Source organism: Stutzerimonas stutzeri (genome assembly GCF_000219605.1).
GTDB classification, from domain to species: domain Bacteria; phylum Pseudomonadota; class Gammaproteobacteria; order Pseudomonadales; family Pseudomonadaceae; genus Stutzerimonas; species Stutzerimonas stutzeri.
On sequence record NC_015740.1, the window covers coordinates 809,055 to 835,047 of the forward strand.

Sequence of the window (25,993 nt, forward strand, 5' to 3'; positions counted from 1 at the left end):
TCTGCCGCCGCCGAGGTGGTTCGCCGGGTTCCGGTGGAATAGCTGCGCGTTTTCCACCCTACGGCGGCTGTGGTGTTGGGGCGTAGATGGTTTGCCGGTGCAGGATCCTCGTAGGGTGGACAACGGCACCGCCTTGTCCACGCGGCTGGCTTGGAAGAACACTGGGACAGCTGCCGCGTTATTCACCCTATGTGCCGCTCGTTGCCTATCGCCTCAGCGCAACAGCGGCCTGAGCGCCTCGGCCAGTTGCGGGGCCATGCTCACCGCGTTGCTTTCATGGGCGATGCAGTCGGTGCTCCAGATCTGACCGACGCCGGCAGCGCGGATCACCGCCAGCGCATCGTCGGCGAAGAGGGCGTGGGTCACTGCGACGTCTACTGAGGCGGCGCCGGCGGCCAGTAGTTTCTCCGCGGCGTTGGCAAGGGTGCGGCCGGAACTGGCGACGTCATCGAGCAGCACCACATGGCGCCCGGAAAACTCCAGCGCCGGCAGTGCGATGTCGACCTGGCGATCGCCGTGGCGCACCTTGTTGCACACGCCGTGTTCGAAACCATGTTCGACGGCGGCGGCTTCGATCCATTGCAGCGCCTCAGCATCCGGGCCGATCAGCAGGGCATCGGGATGCCGCTTGGCGATCAGCCGTGCCAGCGCCGGTGCCGCGCACAGTGTCACGGCATCTTCCAGCGGCACGGCTTCCTGCAGGGTAGCGACGCGGTGCAGGTGCGGATCGACCGTGATCAGCCCGTCGAACTGGCTGGCCAGCAGCTGGCCGAGCACCCGCTGGCTGACCACTTCACCGGGATTGAAGGCGATGTCCTGACGCATGTAGGCCAGATAAGGCGTGACCAGGATCAGTCGCCTGGCGCCCAGTCGGCGCGCCTCGCCGGCGATCAGCAGCAGCTCGACCAGCTTCTCGTTGGGATGGTCGAGGCCGCGGTAGATCACCAGCTGCTCGGCGATGGCCTCGCCTTCACCCAGTGGCAGACGCAGGCGTAGTTCGTCATCGGGAAAACGATGGCGCTCGACTGCCGCAGCGGCCAGCCCAGAGGCTTCGGCCAGTCGCAGGGCGGCGGCGCGCTCGTCATCGAAATACAGCAGCTGGCTTTGCATCGGCACTCCCGAAACGGTTTTTGGCTGTCCGGCGCTGCCGACCTGATCCTCCGGCGATCTCGGCGCGACAGTCTGCCTGAATGGGATACAGACAGCCTGCAGCCCGCAGCCGTTCGCCGGGGTGGCCAGTCGTCGTCAGCGCGCTGCCCAGCCGCCGTCCATGTTCCACGCGGCGCCGCGTACCTGATCGCCGGCCTCGCTGCAGAGGAACAGCGCCATCGCACCCAGCTGCGCGGGGGTGACGAAGTCCAGCGAAGGCTGCTTCTCGGCCAGTAGGTCGTGGCGGGCGCGTTGCTCGTCGCCGCTCTCCCGCGCGCGCTCGTCGATCTGCTGCTGTACCAGCGGGGTCAGCACCCAGCCGGGGCAGATGGCATTGCAGGTGATCGGCGTGGTGGCGGTTTCCAGCGCGACGACCTTGGTCAGCCCGACCAGCCCGTGCTTGGCGGCGACGTAGGCGGCCTTCTGCTCGGAGCCCACCAGCCCGTGCACCGAGGCGATATTGATGATCCGCCCCCAGCCGCGCTGGCGCATGCCGGGCAGCGCCAGGCGTGTGGTGTGAAACGCCGAGGACAGATTGATGGCGATGATGGCGTCCCAGCGCTCCACCGGGAACTGCTCCACCGGCGCGACATGCTGAATGCCGGCGTTGTTGACCAGAATGTCGATGCCGCCGAAGTCGCGCTCGGCATAGGCGAACAGCTCGGCGATCTGTGCCGGGTCCGACACGTCCGCGCCGTGGTGGCCGACCTTGTGGCCGTGCCGGCCGACTTCGGCCAGCGCTGTCGAGGCATCGCCGAAACCGTTGAGGATCAGGTCGGCGCCGGCTTCGGCCAGCTTCAGCGCGATGCCGAGGCCGATCCCGCTGGTGGAGCCGGTGACCAGGGCGGTCTTGCCAGTGAGGTTCATGCGATTCTCCCGTGTGGCGGCCGTCGTGCGCGGCGCCCTTTGCTTGTTGTTGTCGGAAGGCACAGCTGATCGCGCGGCGCTCGTCGTGCCGCCGGCCGGAAGCGCCCGGCCCGCAACAGCGGCGCACAACGCCCGGCGAGCCGGGCGCGCCCCATCAGACGATGCCGGTAGCGTAGTACACGCCGATCACGAAGAAGGCCGCGGCGGTGGCGATCAGGGTGATGGCGAAGATGTCCTTGTAGGATTCGCGGTGGGTCAGTCCGGTGACGGCCAGCAACGTGATCACCGCGCCGTTGTGCGGCAGGGTGTCGAGCCCGCCGGAGGCCATCGAAGCTACCCGGTGCAGCACTTCCAGCGGTATCTGTGCGGCGTTGGCCGCGGCGACGAAATTGTCGGCCATCGCGGCCAGGGCAATGCTCATGCCGCCGGAGGCCGAGCCGGTGATGCCGGCCAGCAGGTTAACGGTGATGGCTTCGTTGATCAGCGGATTGGGAATCGCCGACAGCGCATCGGCCACCACGATGAAGCCCGGCAGCGAGGCGATCACCGCGCCGAAGCCGAATTCCGACGCGGTGTTCATCGCCGCCAGCAGCGAACCACCGACCGCCGTGCGGCTGCCCTCGGCGAGCTTGCCGCGCAGGGTGCCGAAGCTGGTCGCCAGTACCAGGGCGATGCCCAGCAGCAGCGCGGCCTCCACCGCCCAGATCGCGGTGAGCTTGCCGACCTCGGTGACCAGCGGTGCGCTCATGCCGGGCAGCTGCAGCGTGTGGCTGGTGCCGTAGAACTTGGGAATCCAGCGGGTGAACAGGAGGTTGGCGACCAGCACCAGCAGCAGCGGCGACAGCGCCAGCCAGGGGTTGGGCAGGGCGATGTCGGCGGGCGTCTCCGGCTCGTTGCGCAGGTTGGTGCCATAGCCTTCGCCGGCGGCAATGGCCTTGCCGAGCTGCCACTTGAGATAGAGCATGCCCAGGCCGAACACGAAGACCGTGCCGATCAGGCCGAGCCAGGGTGCGGCCCAGGCGTTGGTATTGAAGAAGGTGGTGGGGATGATGTTCTGGATCTGCGGCGTGCCGGGAATGGCCGTCATGGTGAAGGTGAACGCGCCGAGGGCGATGGTCGCCGGGATCAGGCGCTTGGGCATGTTGCTCTGGCGGAACATCTCGGCAGCGAACGGGTACACCGCGAACACCACGACGAACAGCGACACACCGCCGTAGGTCAGCAGCGCGCAGACCAGCACGATTACCAGCATTGCCTGGCTGGTGCCGAGCAGGCGGATCGCCGCGGCGACGATGGAGCGCGAAAAACCCGACATCTCGATCAGCTTGCCGAACACCGCACCGAGCAGGAACACCGGGAAGTACAGCTTGATGAAGCCGACCATCTTCTCCATGAAGATGCCGGTGAAGGCCGGCGCCACGGCGGACGGGTCGGTGAGCAGCACCGCGCCCATGGCGGCGATGGGAGCGAACAGAATGACGCTGTAGCCGCGGTAGGCGGCGAGCATCAGCAGGGCCAATGCAGCAAGGGCGATGACGACGCTCATCGGGGACGATCTCCTGGCCCCGTGCGGCACGACCGAACGCTGCCGAGGGCATTCGGGGACTCGCTGCTGCACGGCAGGCGCATTGTTTTTCTTGTTTCGGCTGCGGACAGGCCGCACGGTGATTTAGCGAGTTCCGTGCCAGATACGCAAGTCGCTGATTTGCATGGTTTTTATCTTGATTGTCCAGATAGCTGGACGGCGCTTGTGTCTTGCATCCTGGACAGCCTGGTCCAGCATTCCGGACAGCGTTGCCGTCCGGAATGCTCCGGCCTCAGGTCAGGAAATAGAGCCCGCCGGCGATCACCACACCGGAGAACACCAGGCAGAGCAGGCAGTAGCCCATGATGTCGCGGGCACCGAGCCCGGCGATGCCCAGCAGCGGCAGAGCCCAGAACGGCTGGATCATGTTGGTCCAGGCATCGCCCCAGGCGATCGCCATGGCCGTGATTTCCGGCGCCACGCCCAGCGCCGCGCCGGCCGGCAGCATGATCGGCCCCTGCACCGCCCATTGGCCGCCGCCGGAGGGCACGAAGACGTTGACCAGCCCGGCGCTGAGAAAGGCCAGCACCGGGAAGCTCTCGGCCGACGACCAGGCGATGAAGGTGTCGGTGACCTGCCGGCCGAGGGACAGGCCAGCGGCGTTGGCGCCGACCATCATCCCCATGATCCCGGCGTAGAAAGGGAACTGCACGACGATGCCGGCGATGCCGCGGATGCTTTCCTCGATGGCGCGCATGTAGCGCTCCGGCGTGCCGTGCATCAGCAGGCCGGCGAAGAGGAAGATCGAGATCACGATGTTCAGGCTCAGCGCCAGACCGTTCTCGCTGAAGTGACGGTAGAAGAACAGCACCGCCAGCGCGACCATGATCAGGCCGAGAATGCGGCTGTCGTCCAGGCGCTGGGTGGCAGTTTCCCGCGGGATATCGCTCGGCTGGGGCTCTTCCAGCAGCGCCGGGTCGACCACTTTCGGCGTCTTCGGCTGCATGGCCCAGTTCAGCAGCGGCAGGCCCACCACCAGCACGGCGATGATGATCAGGTTGTAGGAAGCGAACAGCGTCTGGCCGACACCGATGGCTTCGGTCAGCGCGCCGCCGGTCATCTTCTCCAGATCGGCCCCGCCGCTGGCCAGCGACAGCGGAATCGAGCCGGAAAAGCCGCCGTGCCAGATCAGGAATCCTGAGTAGGCCGAGGCCACCAGCAGCGGGTAGTCGACGCCGCGCACCTGGCGTGCCAGCGCGCGGGCGAACACGGCGCCGATCACCAGGCCGAAGCCCCAGTTGATCCAGGAACCGGCCAGCGCCACCAGAGTCACCAGCACGATGGCCTGGCCCGGGGACTGCGGGATACGGGCCATGCGGTCGAGCAGGCGATTGATTGCCGGCGCCCGTGCCAGGGCATGGCCGGTGACCAGGATCAGCGACATCTGCATGGTGAAGGCCAGCAGGTTCCAGAAGCCGTTGCCCCAGTGCTGCGCCATGGCCGGCAGGCCCTGACCGGTGCTGAGCATGGCGGCGATCAGCACGATCAACGTGAGCAGGATGGCGAAGACGAAGGGCGAGGGAAGGAAGCGTTGCACCAGGTAGACGCTGGCGGCGGTTATTCTGTTGAGCACGATGGGGTTCTCCCTTGTTGTCGTTATGTCGCCGCGCAGGTGCGGCGCTTCGCTTATGAGTGCGGCGGCGGCCGGCTGTTCCCGCTGCGCTGCGCCTGAGGAGGTTGGTCGATGCGTGTTGCGCTTTCACTGTCGCTGCTGCTGTTTGTGGCTTCCGCTCAGGCACAAGAGCCGCTGCGGCTGCGCATCCAGGGGCATGAGCTGCACGCCGAATACGCGCAGACCGTCGCCCAGCGCGAGCGCGGGCTGATGGGGCGCCGCGAGCTGGCCGTCGACAGCGGCATGCTGTTCCGCTTTGATGAAGTGCGCCGCCACTGCCTGTGGATGAAGGACACGCCGCTGCCCTTGTCGGCGGCGTTCTTCGATGAGGCTGGGCTTCTGGTCGATGTGATCGACCTGGAGCCTTTCAACACGGAGATACGCTGTTCGAAGCGGCCCGCGCGTTATGCCCTGGAGATGAACCAGGGCTGGTTCGCCGAGCGGGAGATCGGACGGGGCGCGCGGCTGGCAGGGATTCCGGTGGAGTAGGCCAACCCTGCCCAATGACCCGCGTCCCGCCTCAATCCAGCGGTAACTCCGTGGTCCGCTTCACTTCGCTCATGGCGATATGTGAGTGCGCCTCCTGCACGTGGGGGCGCTGCAGGAGCTGGTCACGCAGGAAGCGTTCGTAACTGTCGATATCCCGTGCCACCACCTTGAGCAGGTAATCCGACTCACCGGCCATGGTGTGGCACTCCAGCACCTCGGGATAACCCACCACCGCCCGCTCGAACTCGTCGAGGTTGCTGCGCCCATGGGCCGAGAGCTTGATGTTGACGAACACCGTCATGTTCAGCCCGAGCTTCTTCGGGTTGAGCAGGGCGACCTTGCGCTCGATCAGCCCCTCCTCCTGCATGCGATGGATGCGTCGCCAGCAGGGCGATTGCGACAGCTCGACCTTCTCGGCGATTTCCGCAGCGGACAGATCGGCGTTGTGCTGCAGCAGCAGGAGGATCTTGCGATCGGTGCTACTCAGAGGTGTGGACTGCATGGTCGTTCCTGTTTTGTTGTTGTTTGCGAATGGGTCATGCACAGAACCGCTGTTCTACCGCAAAAGTAGAAAGAAAATCTCTCCGCGTCACGGTCAGACTGTTAATCGACACGCGACGGTGGGGTGATCCCCTGCCGATTGCCGGCGTGGAGAAACAACCGTGCGGTTTCTCCATGACTGCGTCAGGCGGGTAGCGAACAACGCCACCCTGACTCCGATAACAACAAATTAGGAGCGCCCCATGTCTCTGGCCGAGATCCGTCTGGACGACAAGTACCGGCTTGCTACCGGTCATCTGTACCTCACCGGCACCCAGGCGCTGACCCGCTTGCCGATGCTGCAGCATCAGCGTGATCAGGCCCGTGGTTTGAACGCCGGTGGCTTCATCTCCGGCTATCGCGGCTCGCCACTGGGCGGGCTGGACAAGAGCCTCTGGGAAGCCCGCGACTACCTCAAGCAACACGCCATCCACTTCCAGCCGGGCGTCAACGAAGAGCTGGCCGCCACCGCGGTGTGGGGCAGCCAGCAGACCAACCTGTTCCCCGGCGCCAGGTACGACGGCGTGTTCGCCATGTGGTACGGCAAGGGGCCGGGCGTCGACCGTGCCGGTGACGTGTTCAAGCATGCGAATGCGGCGGGTGTGTCGCCCAAGGGTGGCGTGCTGCTGCTGGCGGGTGACGACCACGGCTGCAAATCCTCGACGCTGCCGCACCAGAGCGAGCATGCCTTCATCGCCGCCTCGATTCCGGTGCTGAATCCGGCGAACGTTCAGGAAATCCTCGACTACGGCATCATCGGCTGGGAGCTGTCGCGCTACTCCGGCTGCTGGGTGGCGCTGAAGACCATCGCCGAGAACGTCGACTCCTCCGCCGTGGTGGAAGTCGATCCGCTGCGCGTGCAGACGCGTATCCCGGAAGATTTCGAGCTGCCCGAAGACGGCGTGCACATCCGCTGGCCGGACCCGCCGCTGGCTCAGGAAAAGCGCCTCAACCTGTACAAGATCTACGCCGCACGCGCCTTCGCCCGGGCCAACAACCTGAACCGGGTGATGCTCGATTCGCCGAATCCGCGGCTTGGCATCATCACCACCGGCAAGTCCTATCTCGACGTGCGTCAGGCGCTGGACGACCTGGGCCTGGACGAAGCGCTGTGCGCCTCGGTCGGCCTGCGCGTGCTCAAGGTCGGCATGAGCTGGCCGCTGGAACCGGTCTCGGTGCACGAGTTCGCCCAGGGGCTGGACGAGATTCTGGTGGTCGAGGAGAAGCGCAGCATCATCGAGGACCAGCTCACCGGACAGCTCTACAACTGGCCCGTCAGCAAGCGTCCGCGGGTGGTCGGCGAGTTCGACGAGCAGGGCAACTCGCTGCTGCCGAACCTCTCCGAGCTGACCCCGGCGATGATCGCCCGGGTGATCGCCAAGCGCCTCGCGCCGATCTACACCAGCGACAGCATCCAGGCACGCCTGGCCTTCCTGGCCGCCAAGGAGAAGGCCCTGGCCGCGCGCAGCTACAGCACCGTGCGCACGCCGCACTACTGCTCCGGCTGCCCGCACAACACCTCCACCAAGGTGCCCGAGGGCAGCCGCGCCTCGGCCGGTATCGGCTGTCACTACATGGTGCAGTGGATGGACCGGCGCACCGAGACCTTTACCCAGATGGGCGGCGAGGGCGTCAACTGGATCGGCCAGGCGCCGTTCACCGACACCCCGCACATGTTCCAGAACCTCGGCGACGGCACCTACTTCCACTCCGGCAGCCTCGCGGTGCGTGCGGCAGTGGCAGCCGGCGTCAACATCACCTTCAAGATTCTCTACAACGATGCCGTGGCCATGACCGGCGGCCAGCCCATCGACGGCGAGCTGCGCGTCGACCAGCTCAGCCGGCAGATCTTCCACGAGGGGGTCAAACGCATTGCCCTGGTCAGCGACGAGCCGGACAAGTACCCGACCCGCGATACCTTCGCGCCGATCACCAGCTTCCACCATCGCCGCGAACTGGATGCGGTGCAGCGTGAGCTGCGTGAATTCAAGGGCGTCTCGGTGATCATCTACGACCAGACCTGTGCCACCGAGAAGCGTCGTCGGCGCAAGCGCGGCAAGCTGGAAGACCCGGCCAAGCGCGTGTTCATCAATCCCGCCGTGTGCGAGGGTTGCGGCGACTGCGGCGAGAAGTCCAACTGCCTGTCGGTGCTGCCGAAGGAAACCGAGCTGGGCCGCAAGCGCGAGATCGACCAGAACGCCTGCAACAAGGACTACTCCTGCGTCGAGGGCTTCTGCCCGAGTTTCGTCACCGTGCATGGCGGCGGGCTGCGCAAGCCCGAAGCCGTGGCTGGCGGTATCGAGGCGGCGACCTTGCCCGAGCCGCAGCATCCGTCGCTGGAGCGGCCATGGAATGTGCTGATCCCCGGCGTCGGCGGCAGCGGCGTGACCACCCTCGGCGCGCTGCTCGGCATGGCCGCGCACCTGGAAGGCAAGGGCTGCACCGTGCTCGACCAGGCCGGTCTGGCGCAGAAATTCGGCCCGGTGACCACTCACGTGCGCATCGCCGCTAAGCAGAGCGACATCTACGCGGTGCGTATCGCCGCCGGTGAAGCCGACCTGCTGCTGGGCTGCGACTTGATCGTCGCGGCGGGCGATGAATCGCTGACCCGCCTCAACGAGCAGATCAGCAATGCCGTGGTGAACAGCCACGAGTCCGCCACCGCCGAGTTCACTCGCAACCCGGACGCCCAGGTGCCCGGCGCGGCCATGCGCCAGGCGATCAGCGACGCGGTCGGCGCCGAGAAGACCCACTTCGTCGATGCCACCCGCCTGGCCACGCGGCTCTTGGGCGACAGCATCGCCACCAACCTGTTCCTGCTCGGCTTCGCCTATCAGCAGGGGCTGCTGCCGATCAGCGCCGAGGCCATCGAGAAGGCCATCGAACTCAATGGCGTTGCCGCCAAGCTGAATCTGCAGGCCTTCCGCTGGGGCCGCCGTGCGGTGCTCGAACGCGAGGCCGTGGAGGGGCTGGCGCGCCCAGTCGAAGCCGCCGAACCACTCTGTAAAACCCTGGAAGAGATCGTCGAGTGGCGCGTGGACTTCCTTACCCGCTACCAGAACGCCGCGCTGGCGCGCCGCTATCGCCAGCTGGTCGAGCGCGTGCGCGATGCCGATACGGCGGACGATCTGGCGCTGTCCAAGGCCGTCGCCCGCTACTACTTCAAGCTCCTGGCCTACAAGGACGAGTACGAGGTGGCGCGGCTCTACAGCGAGCCGGAATTCCGCCAGCAGCTCGAGGCGCAGTTCGAGGGCGACTACAAGCTGCAGTTCCACCTCGCCCCGGCCTGGCTGGCCAAGCGTGACGCGGTTACCGGCGAGCCGCGCAAGCGCGAGCTGGGGCCGTGGATGCTCAATGTGTTCGGCGTGCTGGCCAAGTTCCGCTTCCTGCGTGGCACGCCCCTGGACCCGTTCGGCTATGGCCACGACCGCCGCGTCGAACGCCAGTTGATCAGCGAGTACGAGAACACCGTGGACGAGCTGCTGGCCCAGCTCAAGCCGACCAACTACCGCACCGCCGTGGCCATCGCCGCGCTGCCGGAGCAGATCCGCGGCTACGGCCCGGTGAAGGAGCGTTCCATCGCCAAGGCCCGCCAGCAGGAGAAGTTGCTCCGCGAGCAGTTGGCCAAAGGCGACGAGGTGCAGAGCGTACGGCTGTTCCAGCCGGCGGCGTAGCTCGCAGTGCGCTAGCGGGGTGAAATCGGTCGCCCCGCATGGCCACCGCCGCAGGCGATACCCGCTAACGAGGCCCTGTCCGTGACAGGCCACCAGACAAACAAGAACGAGGTAACCCAATGTCCGTCTTCGCTCATCCTGACTTCGACCGCCACGAGCAGGTGGTCTTCTGCCATGACCAGGCGTCGGGTCTGAAAGCCATCATCGCCATCCACGACACGCGCCTCGGGCCGGCGCTGGGTGGCTGCCGGATGTTCCCCTATGCCAGTGACGACGAGGCCCTGCGCGATGTGCTGCGGCTGTCGCGCGGGATGACGCTGAAATCCTCGCTGGCCGGGCTCAAGCTCGGCGGCGGCAAGGCGGTGATCATCGGCGACCCGCATACCGGCAAGAGCCAGGCGCTGCTGCACGCCATGGGCGACTTCGTCGACAGCCTCGGCGGGCGCTACATCACCGCCGCCGACTCCGGCACCGGCGATGCCGAAATGCAGGCCTTCGCCCAGCGCACCCGCCATGTGGTCGGCGCCACGCCGCGCACCCTGCTCGACGGCAGCGTCGCCAGCGGCGACCCGTCGCCGTCTACCGCCTACGGCGTTTTCGTCGGCCTCAAGGAAGCGGTGCGCCAGCGCCTCGGTCGCGACGAGCTGACCGGGCTGAAGGTGGCGATCCAGGGCGTCGGCCATGTCGGGCTGGGGCTGGCGCGGCACCTGAAAGCGGCAGGCGCCGAACTGTGGGTGGCGGACATCTTCGATGCCAACGTCAAGCAGGCAATGGACGAGCTGGGAGCCAACGTGGTGCGCCCGCAGGACATCTACGGTCTCGATGTTGACGTCTTCGCGCCCTGCGCCATGGGCGGCATCCTCAACGAGCAGACCCTGGAAGTGCTGCGTGCCCCGGTGATCGCTGGGGCTGCCAACAACCAGCTGGCCAGCGCCGAGATCGGTGTCGAACTGCAGCGGCGCAACCAGCTCTACGCGCCGGACTACGCAATCAACGCCGGCGGCATCATCGACGTCTACTACCAGCGCAACGGCGGCAGCGCCGCACAGATCGATGCCCATGTGAACGCCATCGCCGGCACGCTGCGCGAGATTTTCGAGCGGGCCGCCGCCAGTGGCGAGTGCACCTCGGTGATCGCCGACCGCCTGGCGCTCGAGCACTTGCAGGCCGGCGGCGCGCCGCAGGTCGCGACGCTGCAGCGGCAGGCTTCATGACGGCACATGGCCGGTCGCCCGAGCGCGCCGGCCTTCGCTGAGTGGGGCGGCGGGCTCTGATCGCCAGCGCCGTACCCGCTCCGTTCGTTCGCACCATCCCTGACAAAAACAACAAGCAGGAATCCGCAATGACCGATAAAACCAGCCTCGCGGCCGGCACCTTCGCCGGCGCGCGCGCACGCATCCAGGACAACGCCAGCCGAGGCCTGTGGTCCTCCCGCTGGGTGTTCTTCCTCGCCGCCACCGGCTCCGCTGTGGGCCTGGGCAATATCTGGAAATTCCCCTACGTGACCGGGCAGAACGGCGGCGGCGCCTTCGTGCTGGTCTATCTCGCCTGCATCCTGTTGATCGGCATTCCGCTGCTGATGGCCGAGGTGATGATCGGCCGCCGTGGTCGGGCGAACCCTGATGGCGCCGTGGCGCGGCTGGCGCGCGAGGCCGGGGCCAGTTCGCGCTGGCGGGTGGTGGGCTGGCTCGGAGGGCTGACCGGCTTTCTCATCCTGAGTTTCTATCTGGTGGTGGCCGGCTGGGCGCTGGCCTATGTGCCGGCGACCTTCAGCGGCGGCTTCACCGGGGTCAGCGGGGAGGCCAGTGGTGCGCTGTTCGGCGCGCTGCTGGCGGACCCGCTGCGCCTGGTGGTCTGTGCCACGCTGGTGCTGGCGGCGACCATGCTGATCGTCGGCTTCGGCGTGCGCGGCGGGCTGGAGCGATCGCTGCGCTTTCTGATGCCCGGGCTGTTCGTGCTGATGCTGGTGCTGGTGGTCTACGCCGCCATCGAAGGCGAGTTCGCCCAGGCGCTGCAGTTTCTTTTCGTGCCGGACTTTTCCGCGCTGACCGCGCAGAGCGTGCTGGTCGCCCTCGGCCATGCCTTCTTCACCCTGAGCCTGGGCTGCGGCGCGATGATGGTCTACGGCTCCTATCTGCCGGAAGGCACCTCGATCGCCAAGACCTCGATTCTGGTGGCGCTGGCCGATACCGCGGTGGCGCTGCTGGCCGGCCTGGCGATCTTCCCGCTGGTGTTCGGCAACGCGCTGGAGCCGGGGGCCGGGCCGGGGTTGATCTTCGTCACGCTGCCGATCGCCTTCGGCCAGATGCCGCTGGGGCAGGTCGTCGGCGGGTTGTTCTTCGTGATGCTGGTGATCGCCGCGCTGACCTCGGCCATTTCGCTCTCCGAGCCGAGCATCGCCTGGCTCACCGAGCGCTTTCGCATCAGCCGGACTAAGGCCGTGCTGGGCAGCGGCCTGGTGCTCTGGCTGCTGAGCCTGGGCAGCGTGTTCTCGTTCAACCACTGGGCGGACTACCAGCTGTTCGGCAAGACCTTCTTCGACACCCTGGACTACCTCACCACCAATTGGTTGATGCCGCTGGGCGGGCTGGGCACGGTGCTGTTCACCGGCTGGGTGCTGCAGCGTCACGTGGTCAGCGAGGCCATCGGCATTCGCAACGCCGGGCTGTTCCAGGCCTGGTGGAAGCTGCTGCGCTACGGCACGCCGGTGGCCATCGTGCTGGTATTCCTCAACCTGCTCGGGCTGATCTAGCGCGACCTCGGTCGTCCGTGCAGAACGCGCCGGTGGGCTGAAGCCCATCCCGCAAGCATGCTGCGGGCTTCTCAGGAAGCCCTTTTGGTGGGCTCAGGTCCATCCATCGAGGCCGACGCCGGCCTTGGTGGGTGGGCTTCAGCCCACCTTCTTTTATGCGCGACGCCATTGCGCCAGATGACATGTGCGGCAGCTTGTCGCACCAGGCTGTCAGCTTTTCGTTACGCCTGGCAAGCCGCCGAGCCAGGCTTTTCAGCGAAAAACGCGCTGTAAGGAAAACCTGACAGCGGGGATGGCTCCAGCCGCTTTCCGTGCCCGTAAACAGCATTGTTCGCCGCCTTGGCCTGGGGTGTGATGGGGCCAGCCAAGCCGTGCAATGGCAGTCCTCACAACAATAATCAGGAGGCGATATGAACGCCGTGAACAAGATCGAACAGCACAACCCCATCGGCACCGACGGCTTCGAGTTCGTCGAATTCACCGCGCCGAATGCCGAGGGCATCGAGCAGCTGCGCACGCTGTTCACCCAGATGGGCTTTACCGAAACCGCCAAGCACCGCTCCAAGGAGGTCTGGCTGTTCCAGCAGCACGACATCAATATCGTGCTCAACGGCAGCCCCACCGGGCATGTGCGCGAGTTCGGCGAGAAGCACGGCCCGAGCGCCTGCGCCATGGCCTTCCGGGTGAAGAACGCCGCGCAGGCCGCTGCCTACGTCGAATCGCAGGGCGCCAAGCTGGTCGGCAGCCACGCCAACTTCGGCGAGCTGAACATCCCCTGCGTCGAAGGCATCGGCGGCTCGCTGCTTTATCTCGTCGACCGCTACGGCGACAAGAGCATCTACGACGTCGACTTCGAGTACATCGAAGGGCGCACGCCGAACGACAATGCCGTCGGCCTGATGTGTATCGATCACCTGACCCACAACGTGCGTCGCGGGCAGATGGACGTCTGGTCCGGTTTCTACGAGCGCATCGCCAATTTCCGCGAGATTCGCTACTTCGACATCGAGGGCAAGCTGACCGGCCTGTTCTCCCGTGCCATGACCGCGCCCTGCGGCAAGATCCGCATTCCGATCAACGAGTCGGCCGACGACAAGTCGCAGATCGAGGAATTCATCCGCGAGTACCACGGCGAGGGCATCCAGCACATCGCGCTGTCCACCGACGACATCTACGAGACCGTGCGCCGCCTGCGTGCCAACGGCGTGGACTTCATGACCACCCCGGACACCTACTACGAGAAAGTCGACACCCGCGTCGCCGGCCACGGCGAGCCGCTCGGCCAGCTACGCGAGCTGAACCTGTTGATCGACGGTGCGCCGGGCGATGACGGCATCCTGCTGCAGATCTTCACCAACACGGTGATCGGCCCGATCTTCTTCGAAATCATCCAGCGCAAGGGCAACCAGGGCTTCGGCGAAGGCAACTTCAAGGCGCTGTTCGAATCCATCGAGGAAGACCAGGTGCGTCGTGGCGTGATCAAGGCGGGCGAGTAAGGCCGCGCGAGGACCGTAGGGTGGAAGACTGCGGAGCATCTTCCACGCGTCCGTGTCGGGCCGACCAACGCGTGGATGTGCTTCGCGACATCCACCCTACGCATCGGCAACCACCGCAGCGCCATTCAGATCACGCGGTATCACGAAGGAGAGGCACATGAGCCGCAAATGGATCAGTTTCCCCATCCGCGAGGGTGAGAGTTCGCGTCAGGCGCACTGCGATTTTCCGCAGGGCACCTACGAGCGCGAAATGGGCCGCGAAGGCTTCTTCGGCCCGGCTTCGCACCTGCATCACAAGCATCCGCCGACCGGCTGGATCGACTGGGAAGGCCCGCTGCGCCCGCACGCCTTCAACTTCAATCACATCCCCAGCGAAGGCGACTGCCCGCTGCAGGCGCCGCTGGCGCTGCACAATGCCGACGTCAAGCTGCGCCTGTGGAAGACCAACGGCGCCATGCGCCACCTGGTGCGCAACGGTGATGGTGACGAACTGCTGTTCATCCACGAGGGCGCCGGGCATCTGTACTGCGACTTCGGCCACCTGGAGTTTCGCGACGGCGACTACCTGATGATCCCGCGCGGCACCGCCTGGCGCATCGAGGCGACGCAGCCGGTGTTCATGCTGCTGATCGAGAACACCGACGGCGCCTACCAGCTGCCGGAAAAAGGCCTGGTCGGCCCGCATGCCATCTTCGACGCCGCGGTGCTCGACCATCCGCGGCTGGACGAGGCCTTCCGCGCGCAGCAGGACGAGAACCCCTGGCAGATCCGCATCAAGCGGCGCGACCAGATCACCACCGTGACCTACCCGTACAACCCGCTGGACGTGGTCGGCTGGCACGGCGACAACACCGTGGTACGGCTCAACTGGCGTGACATCCGCCCGCTGATGAGCCATCGCTACCACCTGCCGCCGTCGGCGCACACCACCTTCGTCGCCAACGGTTTCGTGGTCTGCACCTTCACGCCGCGGCCGGTGGAATCCGATCCGGGTGCGCTGAAGGTGCCGTTCTTCCACAACAACGACGACTACGACGAAGTGCTGTTCTACCACCGCGGCAACTTCTTCAGCCGCGACAACATCGAGCAGGGCATGGTGACCTTCCACCCCTGCGGCTTCCCCCACGGGCCGCATCCGAAGGCGCTGAAGAAGGCCAGCACCGACCCGGCGACCTTTGCCGACGAGGTGGCGGTGATGATCGACACCCGCCGCGCGCTGGAAGTCGGCGAGGCTGCCGCCGCCGTCGATGTCCCCGAATACGTCAACTCCTGGCGTGCGCCGGGCAAGGAATCCTGATGAAACTCGCAACCCTCAACCAGGGCCGCGACGGCGTGCTCGTCGTGGTCTCCCGTGATCTCGCCCAGGCGGTGAAAGTGCCGCAGATCGCCGCCACGCTGCAGGCGGCGCTGGATGACTGGAACTACTGCAAGCCGAAGCTGGAAGCGGTCTACCAGCGCCTCAACGACGGGCTGGAGGAGGGCGCATTCGCCTTCGACCAGAGCGCCTGCCACAGCCCGCTGCCGCGCGCCTATCACTGGGCGGACGGCAGCGCCTACGTCAATCACGTCGAGCTGGTGCGCAAGGCGCGTGGCGCCGAGATGCCGGAGTCCTTCTGGCACGATCCGCTGATGTATCAGGGCGGCGCCGATGCCTTCATCCCGCCGCACAGCCCGATCCGCCTGGCCGACGAGGCCTGGGGCATCGATCTGGAAGGCGAACTGGCGGTGATCACCGACGACGTGCCCATGGGTGCGACGCCGGCCGAGGCGGCCGCGCATATCCAGCTGCTGATGCTGGTCAACGACGTGTCGCTGCGCAACCTGATCCCTGGCGAGCTGGCCAAGGGCTTCGGCTTCTACCAGAGCAAGCCGTCGTCGAGCTTCTCGCCGGTGGCGGTGACGCCGGACGAGCTGGGCGAAACCTGGCGCGACGGCAAGGTGCACCGGCCTCTGGTCTCGCACATCAACGGTGAGCTGTTCGGCCAGCCGGATGCCGGCACCGACATGACCTTCAACTTCCCGACCCTGGTCGCCCATGCCGCGCGCACGCGTCCGCTGGGCGCCGGCACCATCATCGGCTCGGGTACCGTGTCGAACTACGATCGCAGTGCCGGCTCGTCCTGCCTGGCCGAGAAGCGCATGCTCGAGGTCATCGAGCACGGCGAGGCGAAGACGCCGTTCCTCAAGTTCGGCGACCGGGTGCGCATCGAGATGTTCGACGCCGCCGGGCAGAGCATCTTCGGCGCCATCGATCAGCAGGTCGAGCGCTATGAGCACTGAGCTGACGCTCTACGGCTACTGGCGCTCCAGTGCCGCCTACCGGGTGCGCATCGCGCTGAATCTGAAGGGCCTGGCCTATCGGCAGGTGCCGGTGCATCTGGTCAAGGATGGCGGCCAGCAGCGTGCGGCCGATTACCGCGCCCTCAACCCGCAGCAGCTGGTGCCGTTGCTGGTCGATGAAGCCAACAGTGGCGCGCGCATCAGCCAGTCGCTGGCGATCCTGGAGTACCTCGACGAGGTGTTTCCGGTGCCGGCCCTGTTGCCGGCCGATCCGGTCGAGCGCGCCCGGGTGCGCTCGCTGGCGATGCATATCGCCTGCGAGATCCATCCACTGAACAACCTGCGCGTGCTGCAGTACCTCAGTGCCGAACTGGGCGTCGACGACGAGGCGAAGAACGCCTGGTACCGGCACTGGGTCGCGCAGGGCCTGGCGGCGGTGGAGCAAGGGCTGGAAACCTTTGGTGACAAGCGTTCACTGACCAACCGGCCAGGTTACCTGGAGGCGTGCCTGGTTCCGCAGGTATACAATGCGCGCCGTTTTGCCTGTGACCTCGCGGCGTATCCACGCATTCTCGAGATCGTCGCACGCTGCGAGACGCTTCCGGCCTTCCAGCAGGCCGCGCCGGAGGTGCAGCCCGACGCTCAATGAAAGACTGAATCCGCCTTGCACGCCGCCGCGCCCTGCGCGACGGTCCCGATCCCGTCACAGATAACAACAAACAGGTGACGTATGACTCGTGAAAAACCGAAGAACCTCTGGCTCTCGCGCTGGGGTTTCATCCTCGCGGCAACCGGCTCGGCCGTGGGCCTGGGCAACATCTGGAAATTTCCCTACATCACCGGTGAATTCGGCGGTGGTGCCTTCGTATTGATGTACCTGCTGTGCATCCTGGCCATCGGCGTGCCGGTGATGATGTGCGAGATCGCCATTGGCCGCCGCGGCCGTGGCAGCCCGATCGACGCCATCGGCCGGGTGGTCCGCGAGAACAACGGCAATCTGCTGTGGAAGGCAGTGGGTGGCATGGCCATGACGGCCGGCTTCCTGATCCTCTGCTTCTACGTCGTGGTCGCCGGCTGGGCCTTCGCCTACACGGTGAAGATGCTCGACGGCTCGTTGGCCGCCACCAGCGTCGAGGCGCTCGGTGGGGTGTTCGAGGCGCACAATGCCAACCCCTGGGAACTCGGTGGCTGGAGCCTGCTGGTTGCGCTGCTGACCCTGTGGATCGTCGCCAAGGGCGTGCAGAAGGGTATCGAGAACGCCGTGCGCTGGATGATGCCGGGCCTGGCCGTGCTGCTGCTGATCCTCGTCGGCTACGCGGTGACCAGCGGCGGATTCGATCAGGGCTTCGCTTTCCTGTTCAGCTTCGATACCTCGAAGATCACCGGCGAGGCGCTGCTGGCCGCGCTCGGCCACGCGTTCTTCACCCTCAGCCTGGCGTCCGGCGCGATCCTCACCTACGGCTCGTACATTCCGGACGACCAGTCCATCGCCCGCACCACCTTCATGGTCGCCATCGCCGATACCTGCGTGGCGCTGCTGGCGGGCCTGGCGATCTTCCCGATCATCTTCGCCAACGGCATGGACCCGACTGCCGGCCCTGGGCTGATCTTCATGAGCCTGCCGCTGGCCTTCCAGCAGATGCCGTTCGGCACCGCCTTCGGCGTGCTGTTCTTCGCCATGGTATCGATCGCCGCGCTGACCTCGGCGATCTCCATGATCGAGGCCACCGTCGCCTACCTCAACGAGAAGCACGGCATTTCGCGGATCAAGGCGGCAATGGGTTCCGGCGTGGTGCTGCTGGTGATCAGCCTGCTGGCGATGCTCTCGTTCAACCTGATGTCGGGCTGGACGCCGATGGGCAAGAACTTCTTCGACTGGCTGGATTACCTGACCTCGCGCTGGATGATGCCGCTGGGCGGGATCTTTACCGTGCTGCTGGCCGGCTACGCGCTGCGCAGTGAGATCATGCGCGACGAGCTGAACCTGCCGCCGCTGGGCTACGCGCTGTGGCTGTTCATGGTGCGCTATGTCTGTCCGGTGCTGATCCTCATGGTCTTCCTGCATGCCCTTGGCTGGCTGGGCTTCGACCCGTTGCAGCGCTGGTACTGGATCGCCGGAGCGATCGGTGCGCTGGCGGTGCTTGGCGAGATGTTGCGTCCGCGGGTGATGCCGGCACTGGCCGGTCGCTGACCACGGCGCGGCCCCTTCGCGTGAAGAACGCCAGCCAGCAGGCTGGCGTTTTTTATGGGGAAACATCCGCATTGCGACTAGTAGGTCAAGTTTCTTTGGGAACGGCCGAAAAAGTGATTGAGATCAAAGGAATGCACAGTGCGCAGGATGCCAGCACCCCGTTCAGTCATTCGGATGCGCCTCAAATGTCTAGTCATCTTAAGTTCAGCCACAAGATTCTGCTGGCCGCCTCGTTAGTGGTGATCGCAACTTTTGCGCTGTTTACCCTCTATAACGATTATCTGCAGCGGAGCGCCATTCGCGCCAACCTCGAAAGCTACCTGGGGGAAATGGGCGAGGTTACCGCCCACAACATTCAGAACTGGCTGTCAGGCCGTATCCTGCTGGTGGAAAGCGCTGCGCAGACCATCGGCCGGGATGACTCGGCAGAGTCTGTTGGCAGTCTGCTCGAACAACGTGCACTGACCTCTACGTTCATGTTCACCTATCTCGGCGGAGCCGATGGCAGCTATATCCTCCGCCCTTACGAGGCCATGCCGGACGACTACGATGCGAGAACTCGCCCCTGGTACAAGGATGCGCTGTCTGCAGATGGCACGACGCTGACCGAACCTTACCTGGATGCCACGCTGAACGAGCTGGTTGTGACAGTCGCAACCCCGGTCAAAAGCGGCCAGGGCGCGACGGGTGTAGTTGGTGGCGACCTAGGCCTGAAAACTCTGGTGGATATGCTCAACGCGCTGGATTTTGATGGCATGGGGTACGCCTTTCTTGTCAGCGGCGACGGCAAGGTGTTGGTCCATCCCGATCAGCAGATGGTCATGAAGTCGCTCCAGGATATTTACCCGCAGAATACGCCGTCGCTCAGTAGTGGCTATGTCGAGGCGCAGCTTGAGGGTAATCCGCGCATCCTCGGCTTCAGCCCAGTCAAGGGCCTGCCTTCGGTGCAATGGTACGTGGGTATTTCGCTGGATCGTGACAAGGCCTATGCCGCGCTGACCAGTTTCCGCACCACTGCGCTGGTCGCCACGGTTGCCGCCGTGGCGTTCATCCTGCTGCTGCTGGGCATGTTGATTCGTGTGCTGATGCGTCCGCTCACCGACATGGGCCGCGCCATGGCCAACATTGCCGAGGGCGAGGGTGACCTGACCCGGCGCCTCGCCGTGCAGTCCAGAGATGAGTTCGGTCAGCTGGCGACCGCCTTCAATCGCTTCGTCGAGCGTATCCATGAATCGATCCGCGAGGTGTCCTCGGCCACATTGCAGGTCAACGAAGTGGCGCAACGCGTGCTCAGCGCTTCGAATGCATCGATGGCCAACTCCGACGAGCAGGCCAGCCGCACCAACAGCGTGGCGGCGGCGATCAACGAACTCGGTGCCGCCGCCCAGGAGATCGCCCGCAACGCGGCGGATGCCTCGCAGCATGCCAGCGGCGCGCGGCATCAGGCCGAAGACGGTCGCCAGGTGGTGGAGCAGAACATCGCCGCCATGCGCGAGCTGTCGGCGAAGATCAGTGCTTCCTGTTCGCAGATCGAGGCCCTGAATGCCAAGACCGTGGACATCGGCCAGATTCTCGAGGTGATCAAGGGCATTTCCGAGCAGACCAACCTGCTCGCGCTGAACGCCGCCATCGAGGCGGCGCGGGCCGGCGAGGCAGGCCGCGGTTTCGCCGTGGTCGCCGACGAGGTGCGCAATCTGGCGCATCGCACGCAGAGCTCGGCGCAGGAAATCCAGCAGATGATCGAGCAGCTGCAGGTCGGCGCCGGTGCTTCGGTACAGACCATGACCGAAAGCCAGCGGCAGAGTGAGTCCAGCGTCTCCATCGCCGACCGCGCCGGCGAGCGCCTCGGCGAGGTGACCCAGCGCATCGGCGAGATCGACGGCATGAACCAGTCGGTGGCCACCGCCACCGAGGAGCAGACCGCGGTGATCGAGTCGCTGAACATGGACATCACCGAGATCAACACGCTGAACCAGCAAGGCGTGGAGAACCTGCAGTCGACCCTGCGGGCCTGTGGTGACCTGGACCAGCAGGCGCGTCGGCTCAAGCAACTAGTGGACAGCTTCCGCATCTGACCAGAACGGGTTTTTAGAGGGCGCTTCGGCGCCCTTTTTCATGGATGTGTTTTGGCAGCGGAGCAATGTGCCCGCGGCGGCAGTCTCACCTGTTCACGTCGCGCTTCAACAAGGAGGCTCCATGAAAATTCTCATCGTGCTCACGTCCCACGACCAGCTGGGTGACACCGGCAAAAAGACCGGCTTCTGGCTGGAGGAATTCGCCGCGCCGTACTACGTCTTCAAGGATGCCGGAGCGCAGGTGGTGCTCGCCTCGCCCGAGGGTGGCGAGCCGCCGCTCGACCCGAAAAGCGACCAGCCCGACGCCCAGACCGAGGCCACCGAGCGCTTCAACGGGGACGGCGAGGCGCAGACGCTGCTGGCCAACACCTATCGGCTGGATCAGGTCTCGGCCGAGGATTTCGACGCGGTGTTCTACCCCGGTGGCCATGGTCCGCTGTGGGACCTGGTGAACAACCCGACGTCCATCGCCCTGCTCGAGTCCTTCGTCAAATCAGACAAGCCGATAGGCGCGGTCTGCCATGCACCGGCGGCGTTGACCGAGGTGCGCGGCAAGGATGGCGAGTATCTGGTCAAGGGCAAGCGCGTCACCGGCTTTACCAATGGCGAGGAGGCGGGGGTGGAGTTGACCGAGGTGGTGCCGTTCCTGCTCGAGGACCGCCTGCGCGAGCGCGGCGGGCAGTACAGCAAGGGCGCCGACTGGACACCCTATGTGCAGGTCGATGGGCTGCTGGTGACGGGGCAGAATCCGGCGTCATCCGAGGCGGCAGCGCAGGAGCTGCTCAAGCTGCTGCGCGCGGGTTAGACGTCAGCGCGGCCAGGCGAGCCGTTCCGCCTGGCCGCAACTTTCGAACAGCGGCCGGCTGAACAGGTAGCCCTGCATCAGATGGATGCCCAGATCGAACAGGGCGCTGCATTCGTCGGCGGTCTCGACGCCTTCGCCGATCACCTTGATGCCCAGCTCCTCGCACATCGACACGGTGCCGCGGACGATGGCCTGGCGCGTGCGGCTCTGGTCGATGCCGCGGATAAGGTCCATGTCCAGCTTGATGATGTCCGGCTGAAAATCGGCCAGCAGGTTGAGGCCGGCGAAGCCCGCACCGAAGTCGTCGATGGCGGTGAGAAAGCCGATGCGCTGATACTCGCGAAACACCTCGGTGAGCCATTTGCCGTCGCTGATGCGCTCGCCTTCGACGGTCTCGAAGATGATCCGCTCGATCGGAAAGTCATGGGCGCGCGCAGCCTCCAGCGTCGAGCGAATGCACAGCTCGGGGCGGTAGATGGCGTTGGGCATGAAATTGATCGACAACCTGCTTTGCATGCCTAGCTTCGCCGCAGTCTTGATCGCTTTCACCCGGCCGGCCTGATCGAAGCGGAAACGGTTCTCCTCGTTCACCTGAGCTAGCACGCTGGGGGCGGGCTCGCCGCCAGTGCCGCGCACCAGTGCTTCGTGAGCGAAAATTTCGCGGCGGCGCAGATCGACTATCGGCTGGAAGGCATAGCTGAAGCCGAAGCCGAGGCGTTCGCCGCTGGCGCAGCTGGGACACGCACCGTGATCGCTCGCGCCGTGGCAGGAATAAGCGTCGGGAGCCGGGTTGGGGCTAGTGCTGGAATACATGGACGCGCTCTTCTGCATGGATATGCCAGTGTAGCGGCCGCGAAGGCCCTGGCTGGAGGCCATCCGTCCGCAGTTGGCGGGCTGCGGCCCTCTGCGAGGCGCGGCTGTCTTACGCTACGTGGACGGCGGGCCATGCGGCTATGCAAGGTGGCTTCGTAGCGGTTCCGGACTGGGCGTTATCCCACGGCGGCCCGTTGCTGCCGTTTCCCGTCAGCTGGCGCATGCGGGTGGTTGGAGACCGGAGAACATGCCAGAGCGAGCAGGGCGGGCTGCTGCTAGAATCCGCCCTTTTTCACCGCGCCGAATCGGCGCCGCGAGCCTGCCATGACCTTCGCCTCCCTGGGCCTGATCGATCCGCTGCTGCGGACCCTGGAAACCCTCGACTATCGCAAGCCGACGCCGGTGCAGGCCGAGGCCATTCCCGCCGTGCTCAAAGGCCGCGACCTGATGGCAGCGGCGCAGACCGGTACCGGCAAGACCGCCGGTTTCGCCCTGCCATTGCTGCAGCGCCTGACCATGGAAGGCGCCAAGGTGGCGAGCAATTCGGTGCGCGCGCTGGTACTGGTGCCGACCCGTGAACTGGCCGAGCAGGTTCACGAGAGCTTTCGCGTGTACGGGCAGAACCTGCCGCTGCGCACCTACGCGGTGTACGGCGGCGTGAGCATCAATCCGCAGATGATGGCGCTGCGCAAGGGCATCGATGTGCTGGTGGCCACCCCGGGGCGCCTGCTCGACCTCTACCGGCAGAACGCCGTCGGTTTCGCCCAGTTGCAGGCGCTGGTGCTCGACGAGGCGGACCGCATGCTCGACCTCGGTTTCGCTGAAGAGCTGGATGCGCTGTTCTCCGCTTTGCCGAAAAAGCGCCAGACCCTGCTGTTTTCCGCGACCTTCTCCGAGGCGATCCGGCAGATGGCCCGCGAGCTGCTGCGCGACCCGCTGTCGGTCGAGGTCAGCCCACGCAACGCCGCGGCGAAGACGGTCAAGCAGTGGCTGGTGCCGGTGGACAAGAAGCGCAAGAGCGAGCTGTTCCTGCATCTGCTGGCGGAGCGGCGCTGGGGTCAGGTGCTGGTATTCGTCAAGACGCGCAAGGGCGTCGATCAGCTGGTGGACGAGCTGCAGGCGCAGGGCATCGCCAGCGACGCGATCCACGGCGACAAGCCGCAGGCCTCGCGTCTGCGCGCGCTGGAGCGCTTCAAGGCTGGCGAGGTGCAGGTGCTGGTGGCGACCGACGTGGCGGCGCGCGGACTGGACATCCACGACCTGCCGCAGGTGGTCAACTTCGACCTGCCCATAGTCGCCGAGGATTACGTGCATCGCATCGGTCGTACCGGCCGCGCCGGAGCCAGTGGCGAGGCGATCTCCCTGGTCGCCGCCGACGAGGTGGACCAGCTGGCCGCCATCGAGACCCTGATCAATCAGGTGCTGCCGCGGCATGACGAGCCGGGCTTCGTACCGGATCACCGCGTGCCGGCCACGGCGCTGGGCGGGCAGATCATCAAGAAACCGAAGAAACCCAAGAAGCCCAAGGAAGCTGCCGGCAAGGGCAAGATCCATCTCGGCAACTGGTTCGAGGAGAACGAAAAGCCCAACGCCCGGCCGATTCGCAAGGTGCCGAGCCTCGGCGGCGGCAAACCGGCTAAGAAGCGCTAAGAGTCTTAGAACACTGGCTCTTCGGGTCAGGCTGGAACGTATGATGCGAGGAAACCTGAGCATGGGTAGCAAAACGACGTCGGTGATCCTGCTGGTCGGCGTGCTGTTCAGTGTATCGGCAGAGGCGTCCATGAGGTGTGGCACCCGCCTGGTTGGTCTGGGCGACACAGATGAGCAGGTCGAGGCCAAGTGCGGTCCTGCCGATCGCCAAAGCGTCGAAGCACCGTCGCTGCGTAGCGATGGTGTCGTACAGCCGGGAGCTGTCAGGGTCGACCGCCGGGTCTACGGTCCGCGAAACGGCGCGGAACATCATCTTCGCTTCATCGATGGCCGTTTGGTTGAAATCCGTATGGTGCGCGAGCCAGAGCCGAGCAGGTTGTAATCCGCTTTCGCCATGCAGCTGTGCCGGTCGTGCAAACGGCAATTCTGTCCACAGTCGCCGTAACGCTTGCGGGCCTACAGGCTCGCCAGCGCCGACACCACCAGCAGCAACGCCATCGCCTGGTTGAAGCGGCGTAGATGCGTCGCCGAGCGCAGCAGCCGGGCCGCACCGGCGCCGAGCAGGGCCCAGGCCGCCAGGCAGGGCAGGGCGATCAGGAAGAACAGCAGCGCGTGGATGGCGTAGCGCCCGGCATCGGCGTTGGCGCCGCTGAACACGCCGACCACCGCCAGCGCCATCATCCATACCTTCGGGTTGATCACCTGCAGCCCGGCGGCGCCCAGGGCGCCGAGTCGACGGCTGGCGGTGTCGGCTTCGATCGCTTCGGTCGGGCTGCGGGCGATCTGCCAGGCCAGGTAGAGCAGCCAGCCGACCCCGAGCCAGGCCATCGCCTGCTGCAATGGCGGATGGCGCAGCAGCCATTCTCCGGCGCCAAGGCCCACCAGCAGCACGATCAGCGCCGCGGCCGCGCAGGCGCCAAAGATGATGGGAAGCGCCGCCAGCAGGCCGAAGCGCGAGCTGTTGCTCAGCACCAGGATGTTGGTCGGGCCCGGGGTGATGGAGGCGACGAAGGCAAACAGCACGAAAGGCAGCCACTGGCTCATCGTGGCGGCCTCGTTTCGTGGGAGCGGTCAGGGCGGGGGCTGGGCGACATGGCGATCGGCTCCGTCGGGTTGCGGATGGCCGAATGATCGCGCCTGCCGGTTCAGCGGTCTGGAAGATTCGAGCAGCGCCTGCGGTAATGCGCCGGGGTCAGGCCGTAGGCGCGGCGAAACCAGCGGCCCATATGACTCTGGTCGGCGAAACCCAGTGTCATCGCCACCCGCGCCGGTGGCTGCCCGCTGGCCAGCAGCTGTCGTGCCCTGGCCAGGCGCAGCTGGACCAGATAGGCATGCGGCGCGATGCCGAACGCGGCCTTGAACGCCCGCGACAGGCGGAAGCGATCGACACCGCTTGCCCAGGCCAGCTCGTCCAGGCCCAGGTCCTGCTCCATGTGCGCGTGCAGATAATCCCGTGCCCGCAGTGCCACCAGCGGCATGCGCGGATCGCTGTCGAGCCGCGGGCGCCAGGCCAGATGTCGCGCCAGCTTGGCCAGCAACGCATCCAGCGCGGCCTGGCGGACGATGCGCAGATCGCGGCTCTGCAGTGCCTGGAAGGCTTCGGCAATCACCGCCAGCAACTCGGGCTCGCTGGCCAGCGTCTTGGCGAATGCCGGCTGGCAATCGCCTGGCGCGTCCTCGAACAGCCCGCGCAGCTCGCGCTCGAGCCAGTGCGGGTCGAGGTAGAGCATCGAGTAGGTGAAGCCGCCCCGGGCCGGGGCGTGGCCATCGTGCAGCTCGCCGGGTTCGAGCAGAAAGACCTGGCCTGGGGTGCTGCTGTGCAGTGCCTTGCGGCAATGGAACTGTTGCACGCCCTGTTCGGTGAAGCCGATCAGGTAGCTGTCGTGGAAGTGCGGATCGTAGGCGTGGCCTTCGAAATGGGCGCGGATCGTCTCGATGCCGGTTTCGGCATCCCTGTTCAGCTCGATCCAGTCATTGTTGCCCATGGCGGTGACTCCGGTGACGCTTCGGCAAGC

General features: G+C 65.8%; 21 protein-coding genes. 13 read left to right on the forward strand and 8 right to left on the reverse strand.

The window, feature by feature from the left end; translation table 11 throughout:
• Positions 1–213 precede the first annotated feature (213 nt).
• The 4 genes from PSTAB_RS03800 to PSTAB_RS03815 form a co-directional block, all read right to left on the reverse strand.
• The gene (locus PSTAB_RS03800) at positions 214–1,110 is read right to left on the reverse strand and encodes a ribose-phosphate diphosphokinase (RefSeq protein ID WP_013981762.1); all 897 of its coding nucleotides are present in this window, start codon (positions 1,108–1,110) and stop codon (positions 214–216) included.
• Positions 1,111–1,245: 135 nt separating this feature from the next.
• Positions 1,246–2,016, reverse strand: a complete 771-nt coding sequence (locus PSTAB_RS03805; protein ID WP_013981763.1) for a 3-hydroxybutyrate dehydrogenase — start codon at positions 2,014–2,016, stop codon at positions 1,246–1,248.
• A 154-nt stretch (positions 2,017–2,170) separates the two neighbouring features.
• A complete protein-coding gene (locus PSTAB_RS03810) occupies positions 2,171–3,562 on the reverse strand; it encodes a GntP family permease (RefSeq protein WP_013981764.1) in 1,392 nt (463 codons plus the stop codon).
• A gap of 271 nt (positions 3,563–3,833) precedes the next feature.
• Positions 3,834–5,174, reverse strand: coding sequence for a short-chain fatty acid transporter (locus tag PSTAB_RS03815; protein WP_013981765.1), 1,341 nt, complete (start codon positions 5,172–5,174; stop codon positions 3,834–3,836).
• A gap of 111 nt (positions 5,175–5,285) precedes the next feature.
• On the opposite strand from PSTAB_RS03815, the gene PSTAB_RS03820 reads away from it, so the two are divergent.
• A complete protein-coding gene (locus PSTAB_RS03820) occupies positions 5,286–5,702 on the forward strand; it encodes a DUF192 domain-containing protein (RefSeq protein ID WP_013981766.1) in 417 nt (138 codons plus the stop codon).
• A 31-nt stretch (positions 5,703–5,733) separates the two neighbouring features.
• Here the strand turns inward: PSTAB_RS03820 and PSTAB_RS03825 are convergent, their stop codons facing one another.
• Positions 5,734–6,204 (reverse strand): Lrp/AsnC family transcriptional regulator, encoded by a 471-nt coding sequence (locus PSTAB_RS03825; RefSeq protein WP_013981767.1) that lies wholly within the window; start codon positions 6,202–6,204, stop codon positions 5,734–5,736.
• Between the two features lie 241 nt (positions 6,205–6,445).
• Between PSTAB_RS03825 and PSTAB_RS03830 the strand changes: the two genes are divergently transcribed.
• From PSTAB_RS03830 to PSTAB_RS03875, 10 genes are all read left to right on the forward strand, one after another.
• Positions 6,446–9,916 (forward strand): indolepyruvate ferredoxin oxidoreductase family protein, encoded by a 3,471-nt coding sequence (locus PSTAB_RS03830; protein WP_013981769.1) that lies wholly within the window; start codon positions 6,446–6,448, stop codon positions 9,914–9,916.
• A 119-nt stretch (positions 9,917–10,035) separates the two neighbouring features.
• Entirely contained in the window at positions 10,036–11,130 is a 1,095-nt protein-coding gene (locus tag PSTAB_RS03835) for a Glu/Leu/Phe/Val dehydrogenase dimerization domain-containing protein (RefSeq protein WP_013981770.1), read from the forward strand.
• Positions 11,131–11,258: 128 nt separating this feature from the next.
• Positions 11,259–12,668 carry a sodium-dependent transporter gene (locus PSTAB_RS03840; RefSeq protein ID WP_013981771.1) on the forward strand — a complete coding sequence of 470 codons (1,410 nt, stop codon included), beginning with the start codon at positions 11,259–11,261 and terminating at the stop codon, positions 12,666–12,668.
• A gap of 410 nt (positions 12,669–13,078) precedes the next feature.
• Entirely contained in the window at positions 13,079–14,164 is a 1,086-nt protein-coding gene (hppD, locus tag PSTAB_RS03845; protein WP_013981772.1) for a 4-hydroxyphenylpyruvate dioxygenase, read from the forward strand.
• Positions 14,165–14,321: 157 nt separating this feature from the next.
• Positions 14,322–15,461 carry a homogentisate 1,2-dioxygenase gene (locus tag PSTAB_RS03850; protein ID WP_013981773.1) on the forward strand — a complete coding sequence of 380 codons (1,140 nt, stop codon included), beginning with the start codon at positions 14,322–14,324 and terminating at the stop codon, positions 15,459–15,461.
• Positions 15,461–16,444, forward strand: coding sequence for a fumarylacetoacetate hydrolase family protein (locus tag PSTAB_RS03855; protein WP_013981774.1), 984 nt, complete (start codon positions 15,461–15,463; stop codon positions 16,442–16,444). The genes PSTAB_RS03850 and PSTAB_RS03855 overlap by 1 nt, the downstream gene beginning before the upstream one ends.
• Entirely contained in the window at positions 16,434–17,093 is a 660-nt protein-coding gene (gene maiA / locus PSTAB_RS03860; protein WP_013981775.1) for a maleylacetoacetate isomerase, read from the forward strand. The genes PSTAB_RS03855 and maiA overlap by 11 nt, the downstream gene beginning before the upstream one ends.
• 81 nt (positions 17,094–17,174) lie before the next feature.
• Positions 17,175–18,635: a sodium-dependent transporter gene (locus PSTAB_RS03865; RefSeq protein ID WP_013981776.1), complete on the forward strand. Its 1,461-nt coding sequence runs from the start codon at positions 17,175–17,177 to the stop codon at positions 18,633–18,635.
• A 185-nt stretch (positions 18,636–18,820) separates the two neighbouring features.
• A complete protein-coding gene (locus PSTAB_RS03870; RefSeq protein WP_041771916.1) occupies positions 18,821–20,710 on the forward strand; it encodes a methyl-accepting chemotaxis protein in 1,890 nt (629 codons plus the stop codon).
• Positions 20,711–20,831: 121 nt separating this feature from the next.
• The gene (locus tag PSTAB_RS03875; protein WP_013981778.1) at positions 20,832–21,515 is read left to right on the forward strand and encodes a type 1 glutamine amidotransferase domain-containing protein; all 684 of its coding nucleotides are present in this window, start codon (positions 20,832–20,834) and stop codon (positions 21,513–21,515) included.
• A 3-nt stretch (positions 21,516–21,518) separates the two neighbouring features.
• Here PSTAB_RS03875 and rimA read toward each other — a convergent pair whose 3' ends face one another.
• The gene (gene rimA / locus PSTAB_RS03880) at positions 21,519–22,328 is read right to left on the reverse strand and encodes a S6 modification regulatory phosphodiesterase RimA (RefSeq protein ID WP_041771638.1); all 810 of its coding nucleotides are present in this window, start codon (positions 22,326–22,328) and stop codon (positions 21,519–21,521) included.
• 324 nt (positions 22,329–22,652) lie between these two features.
• Between rimA and PSTAB_RS03885 the strand changes: the two genes are divergently transcribed.
• Together PSTAB_RS03885 and PSTAB_RS03890 are read left to right on the forward strand one after the other, a co-directional pair.
• Entirely contained in the window at positions 22,653–23,978 is a 1,326-nt protein-coding gene (locus PSTAB_RS03885; RefSeq protein ID WP_013981780.1) for a DEAD/DEAH box helicase, read from the forward strand.
• Positions 23,979–24,021: 43 nt separating this feature from the next.
• The gene (locus tag PSTAB_RS03890; RefSeq protein WP_237234195.1) at positions 24,022–24,360 is read left to right on the forward strand and encodes a DUF2845 domain-containing protein; all 339 of its coding nucleotides are present in this window, start codon (positions 24,022–24,024) and stop codon (positions 24,358–24,360) included.
• Positions 24,361–24,434: 74 nt separating this feature from the next.
• On the opposite strand, the gene PSTAB_RS03895 is transcribed toward PSTAB_RS03890, so the two are convergent.
• The gene (locus PSTAB_RS03895) at positions 24,435–25,022 is read right to left on the reverse strand and encodes a LysE family translocator (RefSeq protein ID WP_013981782.1); all 588 of its coding nucleotides are present in this window, start codon (positions 25,020–25,022) and stop codon (positions 24,435–24,437) included.
• Positions 25,023–25,123: 101 nt separating this feature from the next.
• Positions 25,124–25,963, reverse strand: coding sequence for an AraC family transcriptional regulator (locus PSTAB_RS03900; protein ID WP_011912070.1), 840 nt, complete (start codon positions 25,961–25,963; stop codon positions 25,124–25,126).
• Positions 25,964–25,993: the final 30 nt, after the last annotated feature.

What these genes read in the sequence shown, in the direction of transcription:
- PSTAB_RS03800 (WP_013981762.1), bottom strand. Translation starts at nt 1,110, where the DNA reads ATGCAAAGCCAGCTGCTGTATTTCGATGACGAGCGCGCCGCCGCCCTG.
- PSTAB_RS03805 (WP_013981763.1), bottom strand. Translation starts at nt 2,016, where the DNA reads ATGAACCTCACTGGCAAGACCGCCCTGGTCACCGGCTCCACCAGCGGG.
- PSTAB_RS03810 (WP_013981764.1), bottom strand. Translation starts at nt 3,562, where the DNA reads ATGAGCGTCGTCATCGCCCTTGCTGCATTGGCCCTGCTGATGCTCGCC.
- PSTAB_RS03820 (WP_013981766.1), top strand. Translation starts at nt 5,286, where the DNA reads ATGCGTGTTGCGCTTTCACTGTCGCTGCTGCTGTTTGTGGCTTCCGCT.
- PSTAB_RS03825 (WP_013981767.1), bottom strand. Translation starts at nt 6,204, where the DNA reads ATGCAGTCCACACCTCTGAGTAGCACCGATCGCAAGATCCTCCTGCTG.
- PSTAB_RS03830 (WP_013981769.1), top strand. Translation starts at nt 6,446, where the DNA reads ATGTCTCTGGCCGAGATCCGTCTGGACGACAAGTACCGGCTTGCTACC.
- PSTAB_RS03835 (WP_013981770.1), top strand. Translation starts at nt 10,036, where the DNA reads ATGTCCGTCTTCGCTCATCCTGACTTCGACCGCCACGAGCAGGTGGTC.
- PSTAB_RS03840 (WP_013981771.1), top strand. Translation starts at nt 11,259, where the DNA reads ATGACCGATAAAACCAGCCTCGCGGCCGGCACCTTCGCCGGCGCGCGC.
- hppD (WP_013981772.1), top strand. Translation starts at nt 13,079, where the DNA reads ATGAACGCCGTGAACAAGATCGAACAGCACAACCCCATCGGCACCGAC.
- PSTAB_RS03850 (WP_013981773.1), top strand. Translation starts at nt 14,322, where the DNA reads ATGAGCCGCAAATGGATCAGTTTCCCCATCCGCGAGGGTGAGAGTTCG.
- PSTAB_RS03855 (WP_013981774.1), top strand. Translation starts at nt 15,461, where the DNA reads ATGAAACTCGCAACCCTCAACCAGGGCCGCGACGGCGTGCTCGTCGTG.
- maiA (WP_013981775.1), top strand. Translation starts at nt 16,434, where the DNA reads ATGAGCACTGAGCTGACGCTCTACGGCTACTGGCGCTCCAGTGCCGCC.
- PSTAB_RS03865 (WP_013981776.1), top strand. Translation starts at nt 17,175, where the DNA reads ATGACTCGTGAAAAACCGAAGAACCTCTGGCTCTCGCGCTGGGGTTTC.
- PSTAB_RS03870 (WP_041771916.1), top strand. Translation starts at nt 18,821, where the DNA reads ATGTCTAGTCATCTTAAGTTCAGCCACAAGATTCTGCTGGCCGCCTCG.
- PSTAB_RS03875 (WP_013981778.1), top strand. Translation starts at nt 20,832, where the DNA reads ATGAAAATTCTCATCGTGCTCACGTCCCACGACCAGCTGGGTGACACC.
- rimA (WP_041771638.1), bottom strand. Translation starts at nt 22,328, where the DNA reads ATGTATTCCAGCACTAGCCCCAACCCGGCTCCCGACGCTTATTCCTGC.
- PSTAB_RS03885 (WP_013981780.1), top strand. Translation starts at nt 22,653, where the DNA reads ATGACCTTCGCCTCCCTGGGCCTGATCGATCCGCTGCTGCGGACCCTG.
- PSTAB_RS03890 (WP_237234195.1), top strand. Translation starts at nt 24,022, where the DNA reads ATGCGAGGAAACCTGAGCATGGGTAGCAAAACGACGTCGGTGATCCTG.
- PSTAB_RS03895 (WP_013981782.1), bottom strand. Translation starts at nt 25,022, where the DNA reads ATGAGCCAGTGGCTGCCTTTCGTGCTGTTTGCCTTCGTCGCCTCCATC.
- PSTAB_RS03900 (WP_011912070.1), bottom strand. Translation starts at nt 25,963, where the DNA reads ATGGGCAACAATGACTGGATCGAGCTGAACAGGGATGCCGAAACCGGC.